General features: G+C 71.8%; 19 protein-coding genes. 16 read left to right on the forward strand and 3 right to left on the reverse strand.

Annotation, left to right across the window (positions count from 1 at the left end):
• The first annotated feature begins 62 nt into the window (after positions 1-62).
• The gene (locus tag WFJ17_RS11095) at positions 63-710 is read left to right on the forward strand and encodes a TMEM175 family protein (protein WP_336648444.1); all 648 of its coding nucleotides are present in this window, start codon (positions 63-65) and stop codon (positions 708-710) included.
• 37 nt (positions 711-747) lie between these two features.
• On the opposite strand, the gene WFJ17_RS11100 is transcribed toward WFJ17_RS11095, so the two are convergent.
• Together WFJ17_RS11100 and WFJ17_RS11105 are read right to left on the reverse strand one after the other, a co-directional pair.
• Positions 748-1,437: an SDR family NAD(P)-dependent oxidoreductase gene (locus WFJ17_RS11100; RefSeq protein WP_251438783.1), complete on the reverse strand. Its 690-nt coding sequence runs from the start codon at positions 1,435-1,437 to the stop codon at positions 748-750.
• Between the two features lie 110 nt (positions 1,438-1,547).
• The gene (locus WFJ17_RS11105; protein ID WP_292885294.1) at positions 1,548-2,978 is read right to left on the reverse strand and encodes a DUF6421 family protein; all 1,431 of its coding nucleotides are present in this window, start codon (positions 2,976-2,978) and stop codon (positions 1,548-1,550) included.
• 72 nt (positions 2,979-3,050) lie between these two features.
• Between WFJ17_RS11105 and WFJ17_RS11110 the strand changes: the two genes are divergently transcribed.
• The 11 genes from WFJ17_RS11110 to WFJ17_RS11160 all read left to right on the forward strand — a co-directional run bounded on the left by WFJ17_RS11110 (position 3,051) and on the right by WFJ17_RS11160 (position 15,624).
• Positions 3,051-3,503, forward strand: coding sequence for an Lrp/AsnC family transcriptional regulator (locus tag WFJ17_RS11110; protein WP_285813935.1), 453 nt, complete (start codon positions 3,051-3,053; stop codon positions 3,501-3,503).
• Between the two features lie 241 nt (positions 3,504-3,744).
• Positions 3,745-5,061 (forward strand): aminotransferase class I/II-fold pyridoxal phosphate-dependent enzyme, encoded by a 1,317-nt coding sequence (locus tag WFJ17_RS11115; protein WP_336648445.1) that lies wholly within the window; start codon positions 3,745-3,747, stop codon positions 5,059-5,061.
• Positions 5,062-5,842: 781 nt separating this feature from the next.
• Positions 5,843-6,826, forward strand: a complete 984-nt coding sequence (locus tag WFJ17_RS11120; protein WP_442927979.1) for a 1,4-dihydroxy-2-naphthoate polyprenyltransferase — start codon at positions 5,843-5,845, stop codon at positions 6,824-6,826.
• Positions 6,827-6,940: 114 nt separating this feature from the next.
• Entirely contained in the window at positions 6,941-7,615 is a 675-nt protein-coding gene (locus WFJ17_RS11125) for a TlpA family protein disulfide reductase (protein WP_336648446.1), read from the forward strand.
• Between the two features lie 24 nt (positions 7,616-7,639).
• Positions 7,640-8,401 carry a cytochrome c biogenesis CcdA family protein gene (locus WFJ17_RS11130; protein ID WP_251438779.1) on the forward strand — a complete coding sequence of 254 codons (762 nt, stop codon included), beginning with the start codon at positions 7,640-7,642 and terminating at the stop codon, positions 8,399-8,401.
• A 76-nt stretch (positions 8,402-8,477) separates the two neighbouring features.
• A complete protein-coding gene (gene resB, locus WFJ17_RS11135; protein ID WP_336648447.1) occupies positions 8,478-10,286 on the forward strand; it encodes a cytochrome c biogenesis protein ResB in 1,809 nt (602 codons plus the stop codon).
• Positions 10,287-10,305: 19 nt separating this feature from the next.
• Positions 10,306-11,313, forward strand: coding sequence for a c-type cytochrome biogenesis protein CcsB (ccsB, locus tag WFJ17_RS11140; protein ID WP_251438777.1), 1,008 nt, complete (start codon positions 10,306-10,308; stop codon positions 11,311-11,313).
• Positions 11,314-11,425: 112 nt separating this feature from the next.
• Complete coding sequence (locus WFJ17_RS11145; protein WP_292885275.1) at positions 11,426-12,619, forward strand: SLC13 family permease; 1,194 nt, start codon at positions 11,426-11,428, stop codon at positions 12,617-12,619.
• A gap of 91 nt (positions 12,620-12,710) precedes the next feature.
• Positions 12,711-13,343 carry a response regulator transcription factor gene (locus WFJ17_RS11150; RefSeq protein ID WP_336648448.1) on the forward strand — a complete coding sequence of 211 codons (633 nt, stop codon included), beginning with the start codon at positions 12,711-12,713 and terminating at the stop codon, positions 13,341-13,343.
• Positions 13,340-14,608: a sensor histidine kinase gene (locus WFJ17_RS11155; protein WP_336648449.1), complete on the forward strand. Its 1,269-nt coding sequence runs from the start codon at positions 13,340-13,342 to the stop codon at positions 14,606-14,608. The genes WFJ17_RS11150 and WFJ17_RS11155 overlap by 4 nt, the downstream gene beginning before the upstream one ends.
• Entirely contained in the window at positions 14,596-15,624 is a 1,029-nt protein-coding gene (locus WFJ17_RS11160; RefSeq protein ID WP_336648450.1) for a hypothetical protein, read from the forward strand. Before WFJ17_RS11155 ends, WFJ17_RS11160 begins: the two co-directional genes overlap by 13 nt.
• On the opposite strand, the gene WFJ17_RS11165 is transcribed toward WFJ17_RS11160, so the two are convergent.
• A complete protein-coding gene (locus WFJ17_RS11165) occupies positions 15,591-17,159 on the reverse strand; it encodes an SLC13 family permease (RefSeq protein ID WP_336648451.1) in 1,569 nt (522 codons plus the stop codon). The genes WFJ17_RS11160 and WFJ17_RS11165 overlap by 34 nt on opposite strands.
• Positions 17,160-17,420: 261 nt before the next feature.
• On the opposite strand from WFJ17_RS11165, the gene WFJ17_RS11170 reads away from it, so the two are divergent.
• The 4 genes from WFJ17_RS11170 (at position 17,421) to WFJ17_RS11185 (ending at position 22,379) form a co-directional block, all read left to right on the forward strand.
• Entirely contained in the window at positions 17,421-19,079 is a 1,659-nt protein-coding gene (locus WFJ17_RS11170) for an AbgT family transporter (RefSeq protein ID WP_251438771.1), read from the forward strand.
• 51 nt (positions 19,080-19,130) lie between these two features.
• Positions 19,131-20,636, forward strand: coding sequence for a leucyl aminopeptidase (locus tag WFJ17_RS11175; protein ID WP_336648452.1), 1,506 nt, complete (start codon positions 19,131-19,133; stop codon positions 20,634-20,636).
• Positions 20,637-20,833: 197 nt separating this feature from the next.
• Entirely contained in the window at positions 20,834-21,130 is a 297-nt protein-coding gene (locus tag WFJ17_RS11180) for a DUF2277 domain-containing protein (RefSeq protein ID WP_251438769.1), read from the forward strand.
• A 127-nt stretch (positions 21,131-21,257) separates the two neighbouring features.
• Complete coding sequence (locus WFJ17_RS11185; RefSeq protein WP_251438768.1) at positions 21,258-22,379, forward strand: AI-2E family transporter; 1,122 nt, start codon at positions 21,258-21,260, stop codon at positions 22,377-22,379.
• Positions 22,380-22,411: the final 32 nt, after the last annotated feature.

A 22,411-nucleotide genomic window follows, 5' to 3' on the forward strand; every position in this document is an offset into this window, starting at 1 on the left:
GGATCCGCAGACCCGGGCGCGGTGCCTTGACCGGATCCGCTCCGATACGGGAGCATGCCGGAGTGAGCCAGCCCGCCGACCCCATCCCCGAGGACTCGTCGCAACCGATCCTCTCGGCCGAGCGGCTCAAGGCGTTCGTGGACGCGGTCGTCGCGATCGCCATGACCCTGCTCATCCTGCCGCTCATGGAGAACGTCACGGAGCTGGGGCGGGAGGGGAAGACGACGCTGGAGTATCTGCAGGAGGAGCAGGCACCCCTGTGGAGCTTCGCCCTGAGCTTCCTCATCATCGCCCTGCTGTGGATCAACCATCATCGCGTCTTCGACCGGGTCGAACGGGTCCGGATCCCGCTCGTCTGGCTGCAGGTCGGGTGGATGTTCACCATCGTCTGCCTGCCGGTGAGCACGGCGATGCTCGGGGCGATGCCCACGGACAGCACGCAGAAGATCGTCTACATCGGCTCTCTGCTCATGTCGTCCCTGTTCATGGTCGCGACGCGCGTGTACCTCTGGAGGCATCCGGCGCTGCATCGGATCGCGCCCGGGTCGCTGCGACGAGGCATCGTCGCCGAGATCGTCACGGCGACGATGTTCGCGATCTCGTTGATCGTCTCCATCTGCGTCCCCGCGATCGGGTACTCGGCGCTGTTCCTGCTCGTGCTGTCGGATCCGATCCAGGCGCTCGTCGCCCGGCGTCAGCGCTCGTCCTGAACCGTCCTCCGCGGGGCGCAGGACGAGCCGGCAGGCGTCAGGCCACGTCGATGATGCGGTCGTTCAGCGCGGCCGCATCCTCGTCCCAGAGGGCGACGATCCGTTGCGCGACGGCGTCGATCGCGTCGTCCAGGCCGCGCACGCGCAGCACCACCGCGGCCGCGTGCAGCGGCTGCTCGTCGTCTCTGGCGGCCTTCGCGAAGCCCTGGGCGACGGCGCGGGTCCACGACTCGCTCGCCGCCTTCACCGCGGCGTAGTTGGCGCCCCCGGCGAGCGGCCGGGCGACGGCGGTGGAGGAGATGATCGCGAACCGTCCGGCATCGGAGGCGCGGAGGTCGGCGTCGAACGCGCGGCTCGTGACCCGCACGGCGGTGAACGCCTGCTCGAGAGCGCGATAGTCCTCCTCGGTCTGCCCGGCGAGGCCGCCGCCGCCGCGCCAGCCGCCGACCAGCGGGACGAGCCCGTCGACGTGCTCGCCGTCGGCCGCCAGGCGCTCGGCGAGGGAGGCGACCTCCGCCTCGTTCGTCAGCGAGCAGCGCTCGATGCGGATCGAGCCGGGGCCGGCGGGGTCGCCCGAGTGCAGCGCCGCCGCGAGCGCGTCGAGCTTGACCTGATCCCGCCCGACGGCGACGACGCGCGCCCCGGCGCTCCGCAGCGCGCGGGCGATCGCGAGGCCGGACGGGCTCGTGGCGCCGGCGAGAAGTACGGTGCGTCCTGCAGCGGTCATGCGGTGCTCCTGGTGATCGGCTCGGCGTGCGGGAGGAAGACGGATGGCGGGGGCTCCCGGGTCGATTCTGCATCCCCGGGAGATCCCCCGCCATCCCTGCGGGACTCCGGTCAGTCGTCGGTGCCGCGGATCCCCACGGTCGACTCGATGACCGGCTTCATCTTCTTGTCGAGCGTCTCGAAGAACATCGACAGTGGGAACTCGTCGTCCAGCACCGCGTCGGTGTAGCCCTTGGGGGCGCCGGCGAGGATCTCGTCCGACAGGCCGCGGGCCCACTGCGAGGCCGGGTGCGGGGTGAGCGTGCCGCGGACCAGCTCGTAGGCGGCGAGCCAGTGCGCCGTCTTCGGGCGGTCGATCGAGTGCCAGTAGAGGTCGTCGATCGCGTCGCCCAGGGCCACGACCGCGTCCGGGACGTTCTCCCAGTCGAAGGCGAGGGCCGTGTCGGTCCAGTGCAGCACGCCGCGCTGGTGCAGCCACGCGAACAGCAGCTGACCGCCGACGGCGTCGTAGTTGCGCGTCCGGGTGCCCGTGATGGCGAACCGGAAGATGCGGTCGAAGATCACCGCGTACTGCACGAGGTGCGCGTAGTCGTGCATCTCCTGCTCGGTGGCGGTGAGCTGCTCACCGGCGGCGATGCGGGCGTCGAACGCGCGCTCGATCTTGACCGACTCGCGGAACGCGGTCATGTCGCAGCGCATCTCCTCGAGCGAGTAGAGGAAGAACGGCATCCGCTGCTTGATCATGAACGGGTCGAACGGCAGGTCGCCGCGCATGTGGGTGCGGTCGTGGATGATGTCCCACATCACGAACGTCTTCTCGGCGAGCTCCTGGTCGTCGAGCATCGCCGCGGCCCGCTCGGGCAGCTCCAGGTTCGTGATCTCGCTCGCGGCGCGCACGACGCGGCGGTAGCGGGCGGCTTCGCGGTCCTGGAAGATCGCGCCCCACGTGAAGGAGGGGATCTCGCGCATCGCGACGGTCTCGGGGAAGAGCACGGCCGAGTTCGTGTCGTAGCCGGGCGTGAAGTCGACCAGGCGCAGCGAGACGAAGAGCTTGTTGCCGTAGTCGCCGGCCTCGAGGTCGGCGATGAACTCCGGCCAGATCGTCTCGACGATGAGCGCCTCGACGAGGCGGTCGCTGGAGCCGTTCTGCGTGTACATGGGGAACACGACGAGGTGGCGAATGCCGTCGACGCGGTGCTGCTGGGGCTGGAACGCCATGAGCGAGTCGAGGAAGTCGGGCACGCCGAAGCCCTCGGCGGCCCAGCGCTCGAAGTCCACGACGGACGCGGCGAGGTACTCGGCGTCGTGCGGGAAGGCGGGGGCGAGGGCGCGGATGCCGGCGACGATCGCGGCGACGTGCGTGCGGGCGGCCTCGTGGTCGTCCGCGTTCGGGATGGAGCCGTCCTTGATCTGCAGCGGGCGGATCGCGATCGCCGCATCCTTGAGGAGCTTCCAGGCGGCGGACTGCTCCGCGACCGAGGCGTCCTCGACGACCTCGGGCTCGCCGATGAGAGCGTTGCGGGACGTGGTGGTGAGGGACATCGGGACCTCCGATCGAGGACTCGCAGGAAATATTCCTGCAGAATTGACTGAACTCAGGATATTATTCCAGATATGGACGATCCTGTCGACCTCGCGATCCTCGCCGCCCTCTCCCGGGACGGGCGGGCCACGCTCGCCCAGCTCTCCGATGCCGCGGGACTCTCGGTGTCCGCCGTGCAGTCCCGGCTGAAGCGGCTCGAATCGCGGGGGGCGATCGCCGGCTACCGCCCTGTGATCGACGCGGAGTCCGTCGGCAAGCCGCTGTCGGCGTTCATCGAGATCACGCCCCTCGATCCCGCCCAGCCCGACAACGCGCCGGAGCTGCTCGAGCACCTCGACGCGATCGAGGCGTGCCACTCGATCGCCGGCGATGCGGCGTACATGCTGTTCGTCCGGGTCGCATCGCCGCGCGCTCTGGAGCAGCTCGTGCGCGACATCCGCCTTGCGGCGAACGTCAGCACGCGGACGACCGTCGTGCTGCAGACGTTCTACGAGCACCGTCCGATCGTGCCGGCCGCGGGCTGAGTCCGGCCCGGTCTCGCGTCGCCCGGCCACCTAATTCAGGCTGCACCCGCGCTGCGAAGCGGATCCGGGCCGATCTGACCCCTTCCGCAGAGGCCCGGCCTGATTTGTGCACGCCCGATCGCTGAGCGAGGACGCGGTGCCTCCTCGCGCCGGATCCGCGCCGGGCCGGATCCGGACCGCAGACGCCCACGGCCTGCCGAGGATCCGGCCCGGGCCGGATCCTCCCCATAGGCTGGGAGACGTGGGTGAAGCGAGGATCCAGGGCAGCACGGCGCATGAGATCGCCGACTCGATCCGCGCCCTGATCGGCGCCGGCCGACTCGCACCGGGGGAGGGCCTGCCGACGGTGCGCGCGCTGGCCGATGCGCTCGGCGTGAACCGGAACACGGTCGCCGCCGCCTATCGGGCGCTCGCGCGTGCGGGAGCCGTGGAGAGCCGCGGGCGCGGGGGCACCGTGGTGACCGAACTGCTGCGCACCGAGGAGGAGGGCTTCGCGGCCGAGACCGTGCTGCGCGACCTCGGCAGCGGCAACCCGGATCCCGATCTGCTGCCGCTGCCGGTGCTCGCCGAGGTCGACCTGCGCACCCCCGCGCTCTACGGCGACGCGCTCATCGACGAGGGGCTGCGCACCTGGGCGACGGCCTGGCTGGCCGAGGCGCGGCCCGGTCCGTTCGAGCTGTCCGTCACCTCGGGCGCCGTCGACGCGCTGGAGCGGCTGCTCGTCGCCTCCCTCGCGCACGGCGACGTGGTCGGCCTCGAGGATCCGTGCTTCCTCTCCAGCATCAACGTCGTCAAGCTCGGCGGCTACCGTCCGTTCGGGATCCCCCTCGACGAGGAGGGGATGACCGTCGCGGGCCTCCGCGCCGCGATCGACGCCGGAGCCCGCACCGTGGTGTGCACCCCCCGCGCGCACAACCCCACCGGGATCAGCCTCAGTGCGGCGCGCGCCGCGGAACTGCGGGCCGTGTTCGCGGAGACGCCGCACGTGCTCATCATCGAGGACGACCACTACTCGCTGCTCTCGCGACGGCCCTACCACTCCGTGATCCCCGAGGGGCATCCGCGCTGGGCGCTCGTGCGCTCGATGTCGAAGTTCCTCGGCCCTGACCTGCGCCTCGCGCTGCTGGCCAGCGACGCCGACACCGCGGCGCAGCTGCGCACGCGGCTCTCACCCGGAAAGACCTGGGTGAGCCGGATCCTGCAGCGCGTCGCCGTCGGCATGCTCGACCACCCGGAGACCCCGGCGGCGCTGGAGCGTGCCGGGGCCCACTACGCCGAGCGCGGCGACGCCCTGCGCGCCCTGCTGCGCGAGCGCGGCATCACGGTGCGCGGCGACGACGGGCTCAACGTCTGGGTCGAGTGCGGGGTGGACGCGCGCGCCGTGTCGGAGGCGATGATGCGCCGCGGCTGGCTGGTGCGCACGGGCGGCGGGTTCCTGCTCGAGCCGGACGAGGCCTCGCCGCAGATCCGGCTCACGGCGCACACGCTCGACGACGCCGAGCTGCGCGTGCTCGCCGACGACCTCCGCGCCGCGATCGCCGACGCCCGCCGGCGCTGACCGGATCCGGCTTCGCCTGCGAGGTTGCCCCCCCGCTGGCGTGACCGGACCCCCGCTGGCGTGACCGGACCCCCGCTGGCGAGCCCGGACCCCCGTTGTGAGGCCGGCCCCTACCCGCGAGACCGAACGCGGGTCCCGAGACCGACGAGGGGAACTTCGGTCTCGAGACGAGGGTTCGGTCTCATGGTTTCGCGGGCCCGCCGTCTCGGGCGCGCCGTCTCGGGCGCGCGCGTGTGGGCGGACGGGCGGACGGGCGGGCGAGACCGAACGCGCGTGCCGAGACCGACGATGGGAACGTCGGTCTCGGCACGAGGGTTCGGTCTCGTGGTTTCACGGGCGCGCGGTCTCGGGTGGGCGGACGGGCAGGCGGCTGTGCGGACGGGCGGGCGAGACCGAACGCGGGTCTCGAGACCGACGATGGAAACGTCGGTCTCGAAACGAGGGTTCGGTCTCGTGGTTTCGCGGACGCGGACGAGCGTGCGCGCGCGTGCGGACGGTCGGGCGGACGGGCGCGCGTGCGGACGGGCGCGCGGTCACGTGCGGACGGTCGGGCGCGCGGTCTCGGGTGGGTGGACGGGGCGGCGGCTGTGCGGGCGCGCCGGCGAGACCGAACGCGCGTGCCGAGACCGACGATGGGAACGTCGGTCTCGAGACGAGGGTTCGGTCTCGTGGTTTCGCGGACGCGGACGAGCGCGCGCGGGGACGGGCGCGCGCCGACGGGGCGGGCGGACGGAGGTGCGGCCGGTGGGGGCGCCACAACCGCCGCCGCTAGGATTCCGGGGTGGCGAACCGCAAGACCAAGAAGACCGTGCCCGCCTCTGCGCGCCCGGTGACGCACTCCCGCTCCGGCAATCCGGCCAAGCGCCCGGTCGAGCAGCTGCGGCCGGTCACCCTCGGCGACTGGATCGGGGCGGCGCGTCCGCGCACCCTGCCGCTCGCGATCGCGCCCGTGCTCGTCGGCACGGGGGCCGCGCGGCTGGGCGATCCGCAGTTCCACTGGGTGATCGCGCTCGCCTGCCTCGCGGTGGCCGTGTGCCTGCAGATCGGCGTGAACTTCACGAACGACTACAGCGACGGGGTGCGCGGCACCGATGCGCACCGGGTCGGCCCGGCCCGGCTCACCGCCTCGGGCCGGGTGAGCGCGAAGAGCGTGCTGTACACCGGTCTCGCCTTCTTCGGGCTCGCGGCGATCGCGGGGCTCGGGATCGTGGTCCGCACGCAGCAGTGGTGGATGATCGCCGTCGGCGTCGTGTGCATCGTCGCCGCCTGGTTCTACACCGGCGGCAAGCGCCCCTACGGCTACAACGCGCTCGGCGAAGTGTTCGTCTTCGTCTTCTTCGGGCTCGTCGCGACGCTCGGCACCACCTGGGTGCAGTCGCTCAGGCTCCCCCAGGAGGCGTGGATCGGAGCGGTGGCGGTCGGCCTGTTCGCCTGCGCGGTGCTGCTGGCCAACAACCTCCGCGACATCGACCAGGACCGCGTGGTCGGCAAGCGCACGCTGACCGTCGTGATCGGTCGACGCGCCACCCAGATCCTCTACACGCTGTTCGTGATCCTGCCATTCCTGGCGCTCGTGCTGCTCGCGCTGTTCTACCCCGTGGCGTGGATCGGCCTGCTCGCGCTGCTCGCGGTCCTGCCCGCGGTCGTGATCGTCTGGGCGTACCGGCAGCCCGCCGAGCTGGTGATCGCGCTCGCCCTCACCTCGCTCGGCACGCTGATCTACGCCGGTGCGCTGTTCTGGGCGTTCATCGCGACGGCGGTCTGAGCGCGGGGCGGAGCCCGGGAGGCGGCCCGCGCGCACCGGCGACCGCGCCGCGACGGGCGGCGCCCCCAGCCCGCGCCCACCAGGCGCATAGAGTCCTTTCGTAAGATTCCGAGCATGCCTCTGAGTTCGTCGCGCCCGTCCGCGCCCCTCGAGACTGCCGCCGATCGCCCCTGCGTCCGTCGCATCCGGCGCCCGCGGGTCCTGACGGCGGGCGCCCTGGTGCTCGGCGCCGCCCTCGTCGCCGGTCTCGCCGGCTGCGCGAGCGATCCCGTCGCCGACCAGTACCGCAACGGCGACAACAAGGGCTACATCGGATCCGACGGCATGCGCGTCGAGGAGATCAAGCCGGCCGACCGCAGCAAGCCGGTCGCGTTCGCGGGCACCCTCGAGAACGGCAAGAAGTTCCGCAGCGCGGACATCGCGGGCGACGTCGCCGTCGTCAACTTCTGGTACGCCGCGTGCGGACCGTGCCGGGTCGAGGCCAAGGGCCTCGAGTCCGTCTGGCAGAAGTTCGACGGGAAGGGCGTCTCGTTCGTCGGCGTCAACACATACGACCAGCCCGGCACGGCGCAGTCCTTCAACGAGAAGTACGGCGTCACCTACCCGAGCATCATCGACGTCAACACCGGCGACGCGAAGTACGCCTTCGCCGAGGTCACGTCGATCCAGGCCACGCCCACGACCCTCGTCCTCGACAAGCAGGGCCGCGTCGCGGCACGCGTGATCGGCCCGATCGGATCCGCGTCGATCCTGGAGACCCTCGTGCAGGACGCCCTGAATGAGAAGTGACGCCCGGGAAGCGACCCCCCAGTCGTGAACATCGACGCCATCGTCGGGACCGGTGCGCTCTGGGCGGCGCTGCCCGTCGCCATGCTCGCGGGGCTCCTGTCGTTCCTCTCGCCCTGCGTGCTGCCGCTCGTGCCCGGCTACCTCGGCTTCGTCGGGGGAGCGGTGGGCGGTTCCGCCCCGCGGCAGGACGGCACGACGGCGGCGCCCACCCGGCGCCAGATGGTCCTCGGGGTGCTGCTGTTCATCCTCGGCTTCACGCTCGTCTTCGTGCTGTTCGCGGTCGTCGGCGGTGCGGCGAGCATGTTCTTCCTGCGCTGGGGCGACCTCATCACGCGGATCCTCGGCGCGGTCATCATCGCGATGGGCCTCGTCTTCATCGGCCTCTTCGGGTTCGCCCAGCGCACCATGCGGATGAACGTCTCCGGTCGAGCCGGGCTCATCGGCGCCCCGCTGCTCGGCATCGCGCTCGGCCTTGGCTGGAGCCCGTGCATGGGCCCGACCCTCTCGGCGATCGTGGCGCTCTCCTGGAGCGTGGGAGGCACGGGCCGGGCCGCCCTGCTCGGAGTCGCCTACTCGCTCGGCCTCGGGATCCCGTTCCTGCTCGTCGCCCTCGGATTCGGATGGGCGACGCGGTCGCTGTCGTTCCTGCGCCGGCACGTGCGCGCGGTCAACGTCGTCGGCGGCGCGCTGCTGATCGTGCTGGGTCTGCTCATGGTGACCGGCGTCTGGAAGGCGATCATGTCGAGCATCGGGGCGGTGATCGGCAGTGTCGAACTCCCGCTCTGACCTGACCGCCTCCGATGCCCCCGCAACGGCGGAGGAATCCGAGACCGTGCCCCTCCGCGAGCCTCAGGGACCGAGAGTGAAGAACCCGAAGAAGAAGCAGTCCGGCGCCGGCGGATCGACCGATCCGCTGCGCCCCAGCGACCACATCGACGGATCCGGAGACGCCGGCGGGGACGGCGTCGAGTCGCCGCGACTGAGCGTCGTGGGCTGGCTGCGCTGGGGCTGGCGGCAGCTGACGAGCATGCGCACCGCGCTCGTGCTGCTGCTCATCCTCGCCATCGCCGCGATCCCGGGCTCGATCTTCCCGCAGCGGATGGCGGATCCGAACGGCGTCACGCAGTACAAGGTCGACCATCCGGATCTGTTCCCGATCATGGACTCGATGCAGCTGTTCGACGTCTATCTGTCGGCGTGGTTCTCGGCGATCTACCTGCTGCTGTTCCTCTCCCTGGTCGGGTGCGTGATCCCGCGGATCAAGCACCACCTGAAGGCGCTCCGCTCCCGCCCTCCCCGCACTCCCGCACGCCTGTCGCGACTGGACGACCACCGCGAGGCCACCCGCACCGTCAACGGGACCGACGCGAAGGCCGCCGCGGCCGAGGCGATCACGATCGCGGAGAAGCAGCTGCGGGCGCTGCGCTACCGCGTGCAGCGGTACGACGACGCACGCGGGTTCTCGGTGTCGGCCGAGCGCGGCTACGCCCGTGAGACCGGCAACCTGCTCTTCCACCTCGCCCTCGTCGGCGTGCTGGTCTCGGTCGGCGTGGGCGGCAGCTTCGCCTACACCGGTCAGCGCGTGGTCGTGCAGGGCACGAGCTTCGTGAACACGCTGCTCGACTACTCGTCCATGAACCGCGGCCGGTTCGTCTCCGACGACGCGCTCGCGCCCTACCGGATGCGGCTCGACTCGTTCGACGTCACCTACCAGCCCTTCGAGCAGGGCAAGCCCTCCTCGGGGCAGGCCGGCGACTTCTCCGCGAACGTCACCGTGTCGGAGCCGGGGCAGTCCTCGCACAAGGCCGCGGTGCAGGTGAACCATCCGCTCGGCATCGCGGGCGACCGCGTCTACCTGCTCGGCAACGGCTACGCCCCCACGATCACCGTCAAGAACGCGAAGGGCGAGGTCGTCTACCACGACTCGGTCCCCTTCCTGCCGCAGAACAACAGCACGATGATGTCGATCGGGATCGTCAAGGTCACCGACGGCCTGCCGGAGCAGCTCGGGCTGCAGGGCTTCTTCTACCCGACCTCCGCGCAGCTGGCCAGCGGCGCGCTCACCTCGGTGTACCCGGCGCTCGTGAACCCCACCCTGACCCTCAACGTGTTCGCGGGCGACCTCGGCATCGACGACGGCACCCCGCGCTCGGTCTACGTGCTCGACACCGCGGGGATGACCCAGCTCACCGGCGGCAAGACCGGCGTGAAGTCGATCGAGCTGGGCCCGGGGGAGAGCACCGACCTGCCGAACGGCATGGGTACGATCACCTTCGAGAACGAGGCGCCGCAGGGGGCGAAGGACTACGCGCAGTCGGTCAAGCGCTACGTCTCGCTGCAGATCCATCACGACCCCTCCGAGCAGTGGGTGCTCGGCTTCGCGGCGCTCGCCGTGCTCGGCCTGGTGCTGGCGCTGTTCGTGCCGCGTCGCCGGATGTGGGTCAAGGCCGTGGTCGTCGACGGCGCCGTGCGCCTGGAGTACGCCGGCCTCGCCCGGGGGGAGGATCCGACCCTGGCTGCCGCCGTGGAAGACCTCCGCGACGGGCACGCGCGCCTGCTCGACGCCGCGGGGACGACCGCGGCGAGCCCGGCGGTCGACGACGGGACGGACTCGGCGACCGCTTCCGAGCCCGATGACAGCGGACGCTCCGACCAGCTCGGCGACCGGTAGTGGAAAGTAGGCTGACACCATGAACTTCGACTCGATGTCGATCCTGACGATCTGGACCGCCGTCGCGATCTACGCCGCCGCCTTCATCGCGTACGCGTTCGACCTGGCCCGGCGCTCGCAGGTCGCGGCCGACGCGAAGGCCGTGGCGCCGGAGCGCGAGCTCGTCGGGGCGTCGGTGGGGGGACCCGCCGGCGGCGCGGGGAAGGCAGGCGCCGCGGCGTCTCCGACGGGGTCCGCCGGCGACGGCGGCACCGCCCCGACGCGTTTCGTGATGGCGCGCATCGGCACCGCCCTCACCACGCTGGGCTTCCTCTTCCACCTCGCCGGCGTCGTGCTGCGCGGCATCGCCGCCGGCCGGGTGCCGTGGTCGAACATGTACGAGTTCGCGATGACGGGCACGCTCCTGATCATCGCGGTCTACATCGCCGTGAACATCTGGTTCGACCTGAAGTACCTGGGCACGTTCATCGTCGGCCTCGTCGTGGTGCTGCTGGGCGGCGCCGCGACGGGCTTCTACACGCAGGTCGTGCCGCTGGCGGATCCGCTGAAGAGCGTCTGGCTCGTCATCCACGTCTTCGTCGCCTCGCTCGGCACGGCGTTCTTCGCGCTGGCCTTCGCGCTCAGCGTGTTCCAGCTCATGCAGGCGCGTCGCGAGTCGCGCATCCTCGCCGAGGTCGCGAAGCCAGGCCCGCGCTTCCTGGCGACGCTGCCGACGGCCGATCGGCTGGAGAGCCTCGCCTACCGCTTCGCGACCGTCGGCTTCATCCTGTGGACCTTCACGCTGATCGCCGGATCCATCTGGGCCAACGACGCCTGGGGCCGCTACTGGGGCTTCGACACCAAGGAGACCTGGACCTTCATCATCTGGGTGCTGTACGCCGGATACATCCACGCGCGCGCGACGCGCGGCTGGCGCGGCTCCCGTTCGGCGTGGCTCTCGATCGTCGGCTTCGCGGCGGTGCTGTTCAACTTCACCATCGTGAACCTGTTCTTCAAGGGGCTGCACGTCTACTCGGGCCTGAGCTGAGCCGCCCGGTAGGGCCCGCGAACCCCGTGATGGTCGTCCTCGTCCTTCGCCCGGCCCCCGCCGCGGATCCGCGCCGCGGTCGGCGGGCGTGCCCGCCGGGGCGGAGACGACGGTGACCGCGCGACGGGCCCGCCTGCGACCCGGCGCGGTGGCGGTCGTCGCCCTGGTGATCGTCGCCGCGGCCATCGTGGCGACCGGGGTCCTGCCCGCCGCGGACGCCGAGGCGCTGGGCGCCCGCACGGCACCGGTGCTCGGCTTCGTGATCGCGATCACGATCGTCGCAGAGCTCGCGCGCCACGCCGCGGTGTTCGACGTCGTCGCTCAGCACCTCGCCCGATGGGGACGCGGCCGGGTGATCGCGCTCTGGGCCGCGGTGATCCTCCTCGCGGTGGTCAGCACGATCTTCCTCTCGCTGGACACGACCGCCGTGATCGTCACACCGGTCGTGGTGCTGCTCGCGCAGGGCGTCGGCGTCTCGCCCCTGCCCTTCGCGCTGGCCACCGTGTGGCTCGCGAACACGGCGTCGCTGCTGCTGCCCGTCTCGAACCTGACGAACCTGCTCGCGGCGCCGACGATCGGATCGGATCCGGCCGCCTTCCTGGCGCTGAGCTGGGCGCCGGCGCTCGCGGGGGTGCTCGTGCCCGTCGTGATCCTCACCGTCGCGAACCGGCGCGCGCTGTTCGGCACGTACCCGGCTCCGCCGCAGGCGCAGCCGGCGGACCGCGTGCTGCTCCTGGCATCGGCCGCCGTGCTCGTCGCGCTGCTGCCGCTGCTCGCGCTCGTGCGCGACGTGTGGATCCCCGCGACGGCGGCGGCGCTCATCCTCGTCGTCCTGTTCGCGTTCCGCCGGCGCAGGGCGCTGCGTCTCTCGCTGGTGCCGTGGCAGGCGCTCGGCCTCGCCGCCGCGCTCTTCGTGATCGTCGAGGCCGCGCACGTCCGCGGCCTGGCTGCACTGCTCTCGCCGCTCGCCGCGACCGGGCACGGACCGCTCGAGCTGCTGCGCATGGCGGGCCTCGGCGCCCTCGCCGCGAACGGCATCGACAACCTCCCCGCCTACCTGGTGCTGGAGCCGATCGCCTCGCACGACCCCGTCGCGCTCATGGCGCTGCTCATCGGCGTCAACCTGGGTCCGCTGGTGACCCCCTGGGCCTCGCTCGCCATCCTGCTCTGGCACCACCGGATCACCGCGCTCGGACTGTCGGTGCCCTGGGGTCGCTTCGCCCTGTGGGGCCTCGGCGGCGCGACGGCCACGGTGATCGCGGCGACGCTCGCACTCGCGGCCGTGTCGGGGACCGCGGGGTCGTGAACCGCCGGCCGGTCGGGCCCAGGATCCCCGCGCGCCGGCGTTCTCGGCGTCGATATGCTGTGACACAACCTCGGAGGACGGCGGCGCAGCGGTGACCATACGGATCGGGATCGTCGAGGACCACCCGGCGATGATGCTGGGCACGGTCGCGATCGTGAACGCCCAGTCCGGGATGAGGGTCGTCGCCGCAGCCGGGTCGGCGCGGGAGGTGCTCGCGCAGTCGCAGAACCTGCACGTGGTGCTGCTCGATCTCGCGCTCGGCGACGGCTCCACGCCGGCCGCCAACACCCGCCGGCTCACGGAGGCGGGCGCGAGGGTCCTCGCCTACACGTCCGGCGATCGGCCGCAGCTGGTGCGCGAGGCCGCGCAGGCCGGCGCGGTCGGGATGATCCGCAAGACGGAGCCGGTGAAGGCGATCGTCGACGGCATCAGGGCCGCCTTCCGCGGCGAGGTGGTCGCCGGTGCGGACTGGGCGGCCGCGCTCGAAGGCGACCGGCTCCTGGTGGATGCGCGGCTCACCGCCCGCGAGGCGGAGGTCCTGGCGCTGTACGCGTCGGGCGCGACCGCCGATCAGGTCGCCGAGATGCTGTTCCTGTCGCGCGAGACCGTGACGGAGCACATCAGCAACATCCGCAAGAAGTACCTCGCGGTCGACCGGCAGGCGCCCACCAAGGTCGACTTGTTCCGCCGCGCCGTCGAGGACGGACTGGTCGAGGCGCGGTGACCGTCCCGCCGTCGTTCGTCGGCATCGGGAGCAGATCCGCCGATCGGCGTCTCGGAGGAACCCGCTCCGCCGGTTCCGGCTCTCCGGGGAGCAGCACCGATCCCGACACCGCCGTCTCAGACGGGCGCGTCGCGCACATCGACCGGCTGCTGGGGTGGGTCCTCGCGCTCTGCGGGGTGGTGATCGTGCTCGCCGCGGGATCCCGGGTGCGGCTGACGCCGGCCCAGTTCGCGCCCTGGTGGGCGGCGCTGGCCTTCGGGACCGTCGGGATCCTGCTGGTGCTCGTGGTGACGGGCCGGATCCTGCCGAACCCGTGGCTGCGCGTGCTGTGGATCTCGGCCGTCGTGGCGACCGTGGCCGCCCAGGCGACGGTGTTCGCGGGGTACACGGGCGGCGATCCCGACACCCTTCGCCCCTGGGTGTGGGCGCTCGAGCCGATCATGATGTGCTTCGTCGCGCTGCTCGCTCGATGGCCGGTCGTGCTCGGCTACATCGTGCTGAGCCCCCTGCTGCCGGTGCTGTCCGGCGCGGTGTTCCTCGGGCGGATCCCGCACGAGGCGATGCTGCAGGCGCCGGTGCACCTCGGCAACGGCGCGTTCGTCGCGATCATCTACGGCATCCGCGCCGGACTCCTCGAGCGGGAGCGCGTGGCCGAGCGCAACCGGCGCATCTCCGAACGGCGGGCGCAGGCGCGGTCCGTGGCGGAACGGCAGCAGGTGCTGGCGCGGATCGTGCACGACGAGGTGCTGTCCACGCTGATCGCGGCGACCCGGCTGCCGGGCGAGCCCGTGCCGGAGCTGCGCGTCGCCGCACGCACGGCGCTGCAGGCGCTGGAGCGGGCCGCCGCGGGACCCGGAGCATCGGCCGAGATCGCGGTGCACGAGGCGGTCGAGCGCCTCGCGGCGGCGGCCCGGCGCTGCGCTCCGGGGGCCGAGGTGCGGATCGGCGCCGTGCGCGGCGCGGAGGCCGAGGCGGTGCCGGGTGCGATGCTCGACGCGGCCGCCGCCGCGATGTCGGAGGCTCTGCGCAACAGCGTGGTGCACGCCCCGGGGTCGCGGCTGCGCGTGCGCGGCCGGCTCGACGCCGCGAGGCTGCGCCTGACGATCGCCGACGACGGGCCCGGGTTCGACGAGGGCGCGATCCCCGAGGAGCGGCTCGGGGTGCGCGAGAGCATCCTCGGCCGGATGCGGGCGCTTCCCGGGGGGACCGCCTCGGTGCGCGCCGACGCCGCAGGAACCGTCGTGGAGCTGGGGTGGCGGAGGTGAGCCCGGGGTCGGCGGCCCTGGGGCTCTCCACGCGGACGGCGCGGGTCGCCCTGGTCCTGGTCTGGGCGACAGGACTCGTCCAGGCGCTGCTGGCGGGACGGTTCTCGGTGCTCGGCGGGGCGATCGGCGTGCTCAGCTATGCGCTCCCGCTGCTGGGCGCGATCCTGGTGACCTCGCGCCGACCCGGGCCGCTGTCGCGGGGCGCGGCGCTGATGGTGCTGGGCGGCGTGCTGTTCGTCGCGCTGTCGGTGCTCGCCTTCCTCGACGTCACGGATCGGGGGGCGAGCGAGATCTGGCTGTTCAGCGCCAACTCCTACCTGGCGGCGCTGCTCATCATCCGCCGCAACACGCTCGCCGGCGTGGCGGGCGCGGTCGGCGTCCTCGCCTTCGTCGTCGCCTGGGGCACCGCAACCGGCCAGCGTCCGGAGGACCTCGTCGAACTGGTCGCCCCCGGGATGAGCGCGGCGCTCATCGGCGCGCTGTGGGCGGGCGTGCTCGCTGTCGCGGTGCGCCGGGAGCGCGCGGCGGCGGTGCGGGCGGAACGGGAGCAGCGCGAGGCGCGGGCGGCCGAGGCGGTCGCGTCCGCGTCGCGCAGCGAGGTCGCGGGCATCCTGCGGCTCGCGGGGCCGCCACTCTCCGATCTCATCGCCGGCCGGACGATCGAGGCTGAGTTCCTGCGCGAGCTCACGGTCGTGGAGGGCGCGATCAGGGATCGCATCCGGGCCGCCGACCTGGCCCACCCGCGGCTGGAGCGCGCCATCGCCGGCGCGCGGGCGCGGGGCGCGCACGTCGTGCTGCTGGGCGCCGAGGGGGCGGGCGGTCGCCCCATGCCGGATGCACTGGCCGATGCCATCATCGATGTCGTCGAGGCGTCCGCCGGGATCACGATCCAGGCGCGCGGAGAGCGTCCGGGCGGGATCGTCTCGATCCTCGCGCGTCTCGGCGACGGCCCGAGCGTGCGGATCCTGCTCGACGAGCAGGGTCAGCGGGTGAACGGCCAGATCATCGGCACGTAGAAGACGGCGACGGCGAAGTACAGCAGCATCAGCGGCAGGCCGAAGCGGGCGTAGTCCCCGAAGCGGTATCCGCCGGGCTCCATGACCATGAGGTTCGCCGGTGTCGCGACCGGGGTCAGCAGCGCGGCGGCGCCGGCGACCGTGAGTCCCATCAGGAAGGGCAGGGGCGAGAGGTGCATGGTCGAGGCGAGCGCGACCGCGACCGGAGCAACGATCAGCACCGTGGCCGTGTTGCTGATGAGCTGGCCGAGCACGAGCGTGATGAGCACGATCACCGCGAGCGCCGCTGTCGGCCCTGCGCCGCTCAGCCAGGTCCCGAGACCGTCGGCGATGAGCGCGGCCGCTCCCGTGGTCTGGAACGCCGTGGACATCGGGATCATGCCGGCGACGAGCACCACCGTGGTCCAGGAGATGGAGCGGTAGGCGCGGGTGACGCTGACCACGCGGGTGAGCACGAGGGCGAGCGCGGCGAGCAGCCCCGCGACCGCGGCCGGCACGATCCCCGTCGCCAGCAGGACGATCATCGCCCCGAGGATCACCGCCGCCCGCTTGGCGCCCGCCCCGAGGGGCACGGCCCGACGCAGGGTCGCCGGGTCGTCCACGACGAGCACCTCGTCGCTGCCGGAGGTGTGCCGGTGCAGATCGTCCCAGGTGCCGTCGAGCAGCAGCGCGTCGCCCGCCTGCACGTCGGCCCCGTGGTCGGACAGCGTGTCCTCGCCGCGCTTGACGCCGAGGATCACGAGATCGCCGCTCGGCGTGCACATGCCGGGGAACACGTGCAGGCCGATCAGCGGTGAGCGCGGGGGGACGACGACCTCGGTGACGCCCCGGCCGGAGGTCATCAGCGCACGGTCGGCGTCGATCGCGTACTCGGCGCGCAGCGTGGCGGCCAGTTGCTCGAGATCCACCGGAACGGACTTCGGGGTGCGGTGCGGCAGCAGCCGTTTCCCCAGGAGCAGGATGATCGCCAGCGTTCCGATGACGAGGGGCAGCCCCGCCAGGGCGAACTCGAAGAACCCGAACCCGCGCCCGCCGGACTCCTCGGCCAGCTCGGAGACGATGATGTTCACCGGAGTCCCGGTGAGGGCCAGCATGGATCCGGCGTGCGCCGAGAACGCCAGCGGGATGAGCAGCTGCGACGGGCTGAGCCGTGCGCGGGCGGCCACCACCACGACGAGCGGGAGCAGGGCGGCGACCGCGCCGTTGACGCTGATCACCGCGGTCACGACGGCGACGAGCAGCCCGATCGTGAGCAGCAGGGACCTCTGCCGGGTGCCCGCCCGGCTGATCACCTGCTGCCCCGCCCAGGCGACGATGCCGGTCGATTCCAGCGACTCGCTGACCACGAACAGGGAGGCGATGAAGAGCACCGTCGGATCGCCGAAGCCGGCCAGCGCCTGCGGGAGGCTCAGCACGCCGGTGAGGTACAGCGCGAGGGACACCGCGATCGCGATGGCGCCGAGCGGGATCCGGTTGGAGACGAAGGCCACGACGGCCACGACCAGGATGATCAGGGTGACGATGATCGGATCCATTCGCCTCACCCTAGGTGCCCCGCCGAGCCGGACCAACCCCCCAGGTCTGGGGGGCGGGGTTGCACCCGGCCCGGCGCATCGGAATCATCGGTTCTGTGCCGAATGCCCGCCCCTCCTGCGGGGGACGCGGCACCGCAGGGTCGTCGCCGCGACCGGGCGGATCCGTCGGCCTCGAGAGCAGCTGAGAGAGGTGCGCGACGTGACTCTGCGCCGAGATCCCCGACCGCTCGTCCGTCACGGCCGGCCCCTGGACCGCCGATCATGAGCGCCGCCGACGCCGCGGCGCTGAAGAAGGCGAACTCGTCCAGCGGCTTCCTGAACTGGATCGAGAAGGTCGGCAACAAGGTGCCCGACCCGACGATCATGTTCCTGTACCTGATCGCCTTCATCGCGGTCCTCAGCTGGATCCTCAGCTGGGTCGGGGTCTCGGTGACGGATCAGGTGGCCACGCCGGTGTCGACCGGCGAGTTCGAGCAGCTGAACGATCAGTTCGGCAGCCACTGGATGATCTACGACACGTCCACCGGCGAGCCGGCGGTGATCCCGAAGTACATCGTCGAGACCCGCACCTTCGCGGTGCAGAACCTCCTCTCCATCGAGGGCCTGCGCTTCTTCTTCACCTCCTTCGTCGACAACTTCGCCGGCTTCAGCGTCGTCGCGACCGTGCTGATCGCGATGGCGGGCGTCGGCGTCGCCGAGCACGCCGGCCTCATGGGCGCTCTCATCCGCCGCGTCGTGAAAGTCGCCCCGCGCCGCTGGCTCGCGGTCATCCTGCTGTTCGTGGGCGTGCTCTCCTCGGTCGCCACCGATGCCGGCTACCTGATCCTCGTGCCCCTGGCCGCCGCGGCGTTCCTCACCGTCGGGCGCCATCCGCTCGCGGGTCTCGCGGGTGCGTTCGCCGCGGTCGGGGCCGCGTTCGGCGCGAACATCCTCATCACGCCGAGCGACAGCATGCTCACCGAGGTCACGAACGGCGTGCTGACGGCCGCCGGGATGAAGCCGATCGCGGTCACGCACAACCTGTACTTCGGCATCGTCTCCACCTTCCTGCTCACGATCGTCGCCCTGCTGGTGACGATGTTCGTGACCGAGAAGCGGCTGGGGACTTACGACCGGACCGAGATGACGATCGTCGACGACGCGGACGGCATCGACCACGACGCCGAGGCGCGCGGGCTGAAGTTCTCCGGTCTGGCACTGCTGGGGTTCGTGCTGGTGATCCTCGCCCTCACGCTCCCGCCGGGCGCGCCGCTGCGGGCACCGCAGACGGGCGACGTCGCCGGCACCAGTCCGTTCATGGCCAGTCTCGTGTTCATCATCTCCCTGGCGTTCCTCGTCTGCGGTGTCGCTTACGGTTACGGGGCGAAGACGCTGCGGGGCGGATCCGCCGCCGTCGGCGCGATCGCCAAGACGTTCGGCTCGCTCGGCGGGCTGCTCGTGATGTTCCTGATGATCGCCCAGTTCATCGCCCTGTTCAACTGGACGAACCTGCCCACCGTCGCGGCCATCGCCGCCGCGGAGGCGCTGCAGACCGCGCAGGTGCCGGCGATCGTGCTGCTGATCGCGTTCATCCTGGTGATCCTGATCCTGGACTTCATCCTCCCGGGCCTGGTGCCCAAGTGGGTGATCTTCGCGCCGGTGTTCATCCCGATCTTCGCGTCCCTGAACGTCGCGCCGCAGACGCTGCTCGCGGCCTATCGCGTCGGCGACTCCCCGGTCAACGTGCTCACCCCGCTCATGGTCTATCTGCCGTTCATGGTGACGGTGGCGCAGCGCTACAAGAAGGACGCGGGCATCGGCACGATCATCGCGCTGATGATCCCGTACGCGCTGTGGATGCTCGTCTCGTGGGCGGCACTGTACATCGTCTGGTTCCTCCTCGGCATCCCGTGGGGACCGGGCTCACCCGTCCAGATGTGACCGCGTCGACCGCATGACCCCGATGGCCCGAAGGATGAAGGAGCAGAACCCATGACCCGAAGCCCGAACAAGCTCATCCCCGCCGGCTTCCGCACCGTCCCCGGGCTCGACGCGCTCGACGCGGCCGTGGTGACCGCGGGTCCGCCCGCCGCGGACGCGCAGGCGCTCGGCGTGGGCGTCACGAGCGACGGCGCCGTGCCGCCCGAGCTCGGCTTCGACCGTGCGGCGCTCGCCGATGCCGGCTTCGAGGCGAAGGCCGGATCCGTCCTCGTGCTGCCGCAGGCGGCCGGCCCCGACCTCATCGCCGTGGGACTCGGCCCGAGCGCGGAGCTGAGTGCGGCCGTGCTGCGCGATGCGGCGGCGGCTTTCGTGCGGGCCGCGGCGACCCGCGCCCGGCTCGCGCTGCGTCTCGCCGCGATCGGCCCCGTGGCCGCGGCCGACGCGGTGCGGGCCCTCGCCGAGGGCGCGCTGCTGGGCCGCTACCGCTACACGGAGCTGAGCGCGACGTCGAAGCACGTCGCGCTCGAGGCGCTGTCGCTCGAGGTGCCGGGGGCGGATGCCGCGGATCAGGCGCTCGCGGCCGCCGTGACCTCGGCGCGTGCGGCGATCGTCGCGCGCGATCTGGCGAACACCCCGCCCGGGCACCTGACCGCCACCGATCTGGGCGACATCGCGGTCGCCCTGGGCGAGCGCTTCGGGTTCGCCGTCGAGCTCTTCAACAAGCAGGCGCTCATCGAGCTCGGCTGCGGCGGGCTGCTCGGCGTCAACCAGGGCTCGGTGGAGGAGCCCCGGATGATCCGGCTGGAGTACGCGCCGGAAGGGGCGACGCGACACCTGGGCCTGGTCGGCAAAGGCATCATGTACGACTCCGGCGGTATCAGCCTCAAGCCGAGCGACCCGATGCACCTGCTCATGAAGATGGACATGGGCGGGGCCGCCGCCGTGCTGGGCGCGTTCACGGGCCTGCGCGACGCCGGGGTCGATGTGCGCGTGACGGGCTGGCTCATGTGCACCGACAACATGCCCTCGGGCACCGCGTACAAGCTGGGCGACGTGCTCACGGCGCGCGGCGGCACCACGGTCGAGGTGAAGAACACCGACGCCGAGGGGCGCCTGGTGATGATGGACGCGCTGGTGCTCGCGAACGAGGCCGAGGTCGACGCGATCGTCGACATCGCGACCCTCACGGGGGCGGCACTCGTCTCGCTCGGACCGGCGACCGCCCCGGTGTTCGGCAACGACCAGCGCATGATCGATGCGGTGCGCGACGCGGCCGCGGCGGTCGATGAGCCGGTGTGGCAGCTCCCGCTCGAGAAGAAGTACCGACCGCAGCTCGACTCGGCGATCGCCGACATCGCCAACCTGGGCGGCCCCTTCGCCGGCGCCACCACCGCCGCGCTGTTCCTCGCGCACTTCGCCGGCGACACCCCCTGGGCGCACCTGGACATCGCCGGGACCATGCAGACCGAGAAGGACGACTCCTGGCGCACCGCCGGCGCCACCGGCTTCGGTGCGCGGATCCTGCTCGAGACCGCCCGCGCGTTCGGCACGGAGTAGGGCGCATGACCCCTCCCGCAGCGCCGAGGCCGCCCGGATCCTGACTGGAGCGGGTCTGCTTCCCTCCCCAGGGCAGGCCCGCTCCGCCGATCCCGGATCCTGCAGCTGCAGGATCCGGCCCACGTGCCGCAGGGCGACCGTCGCGTGCCGCGGGGTGACCGTCGCGCGCAGCGGGGTGACGGGGTTATCGTCGCTGCATGTGCCGGAACATCCGCTGTCTCCACAACTTCGAGCCTCCGACCAGCGATGACGAGGTGCGGGAAGCCGCCCTCCAGTTCGTCCGGAAGGTGAGCGGCTCCACGCATCCGTCCCGGGCGAACACGCCGGCGTTCGAGCAGGCGATCGATGAGATCGCGCAGGCCACCCGGCGCATGCTGGATCAGCTCGTGACCACCGCGCCGCCCAAGAACCGCGAGGCCGAGGCGGTCAAGGGCAGGCAGCGTCACGAGAAGCGCATGGAGCGCGAGGTCAGGATCCGCACGGCGACGCCCTGAGGTCGCCGCTCAGGCCGTGCGTCCGCATGGCGAGACGCCGAGTCGGCCGGCAGCGATGCGCGCGCTCCTCGTGATCCGGGCCCTCCGTGACATACGCTCGACGCGGAGCACGACACGAGGGGGCACCATGCGCAGACGTCAGGTCACGATCATCACGGGGGAGCCGGGCGCGTCGGCCGGAGGGTGGAAGATCGAGCCGTTCACCTTCGGTCTCGTCGGCGCCCTGGGCGTCCTCGTCGCCCTGCTGATCGGCGCGATCGTCGGGCAGCTCTCGACCGTTCTGGTCTACATCGGGATCGCGCTGTTCCTCGCCCTCGGACTCGACCCGATCGTGCGGCTGATCGAGCGGAAGCTCCCGCGCGGTGCCGCGGTGGCGATCGTGGTGGTCGTGGTGGTGCTCCTGTTCGCGGGCGTCCTGCTGGCGATCGTGCCGATCGTGGTGCAGCAGATCGCGCACCTCATCGAGACCGGTCCGAAGATGATCGACGACCTGCTGAACAGCGCCTGGTACACGCAGCTCGCCGCCCAGTACGGCGACTCGTTCAGCCAGGCCGTGGACGGGATCGCCAACTTCTTCAAGGATCCGGGCAACCTCACCAAGATCGGCGGCGGCGTGCTCGCGGTCGGCGCGGGCATCGCCGGCGGGTTCACCGGCTTCACGATCGTGCTGATCCTGACCCTGTACTTCATGGCCTCGCTGCGCGGGATGAAGCGCACCGCGGCCCGGTTCGTCCCGGCCTACCGTCGTGCCCGGTTCACCGAGATCGTCGAGGACGTGTCCGGCGCGGTCGGCCGCTACGTGATCGGTCAGGCGAGCCTGGCGCTCATCAACGGCGTGCTGAGCCTGATCTTCCTCACGATCATCGGGGCGCCGCTGCCGGCGCTGCTCGCCCTGATCGCGTTCATCGGCTCGCTCATCCCGCTCGTGGGGACGCTGTCCGGATCCATCATCAACTCGCTCATCTGCCTGTTCGTCTCGCCCCTGACCGCGCTGATCGCGTTCGCGTACTACCTCGTCTACATGCAGATCGAGGCCTACGTCATCAGCCCGCGCATCATGAGCAGGGCGGTGGCGGTGCCGGGCGCGCTCGTCGTGATCGCGGCCGTCGGCGGCGGCGCGCTCGGCGGGATCCTCGGGGCGCTCGTCGCGATCCCGGTCGCCGCGAGCGCGATCATCATCATCCAGAAGGTGGTGTTCCCCGCGCAGGATGCGAAGGTCGTCCCGCCGGATGAGGCGCGCACGGCCTGAGCCGGAGTCACCGACCGCGAGACCGATCCTCC

The sequence above is a fragment of the Microbacterium sp. MMO-10 genome (assembly GCF_037148715.1).
In the GTDB taxonomy this organism is placed as follows: domain Bacteria; phylum Actinomycetota; class Actinomycetes; order Actinomycetales; family Microbacteriaceae; genus Microbacterium.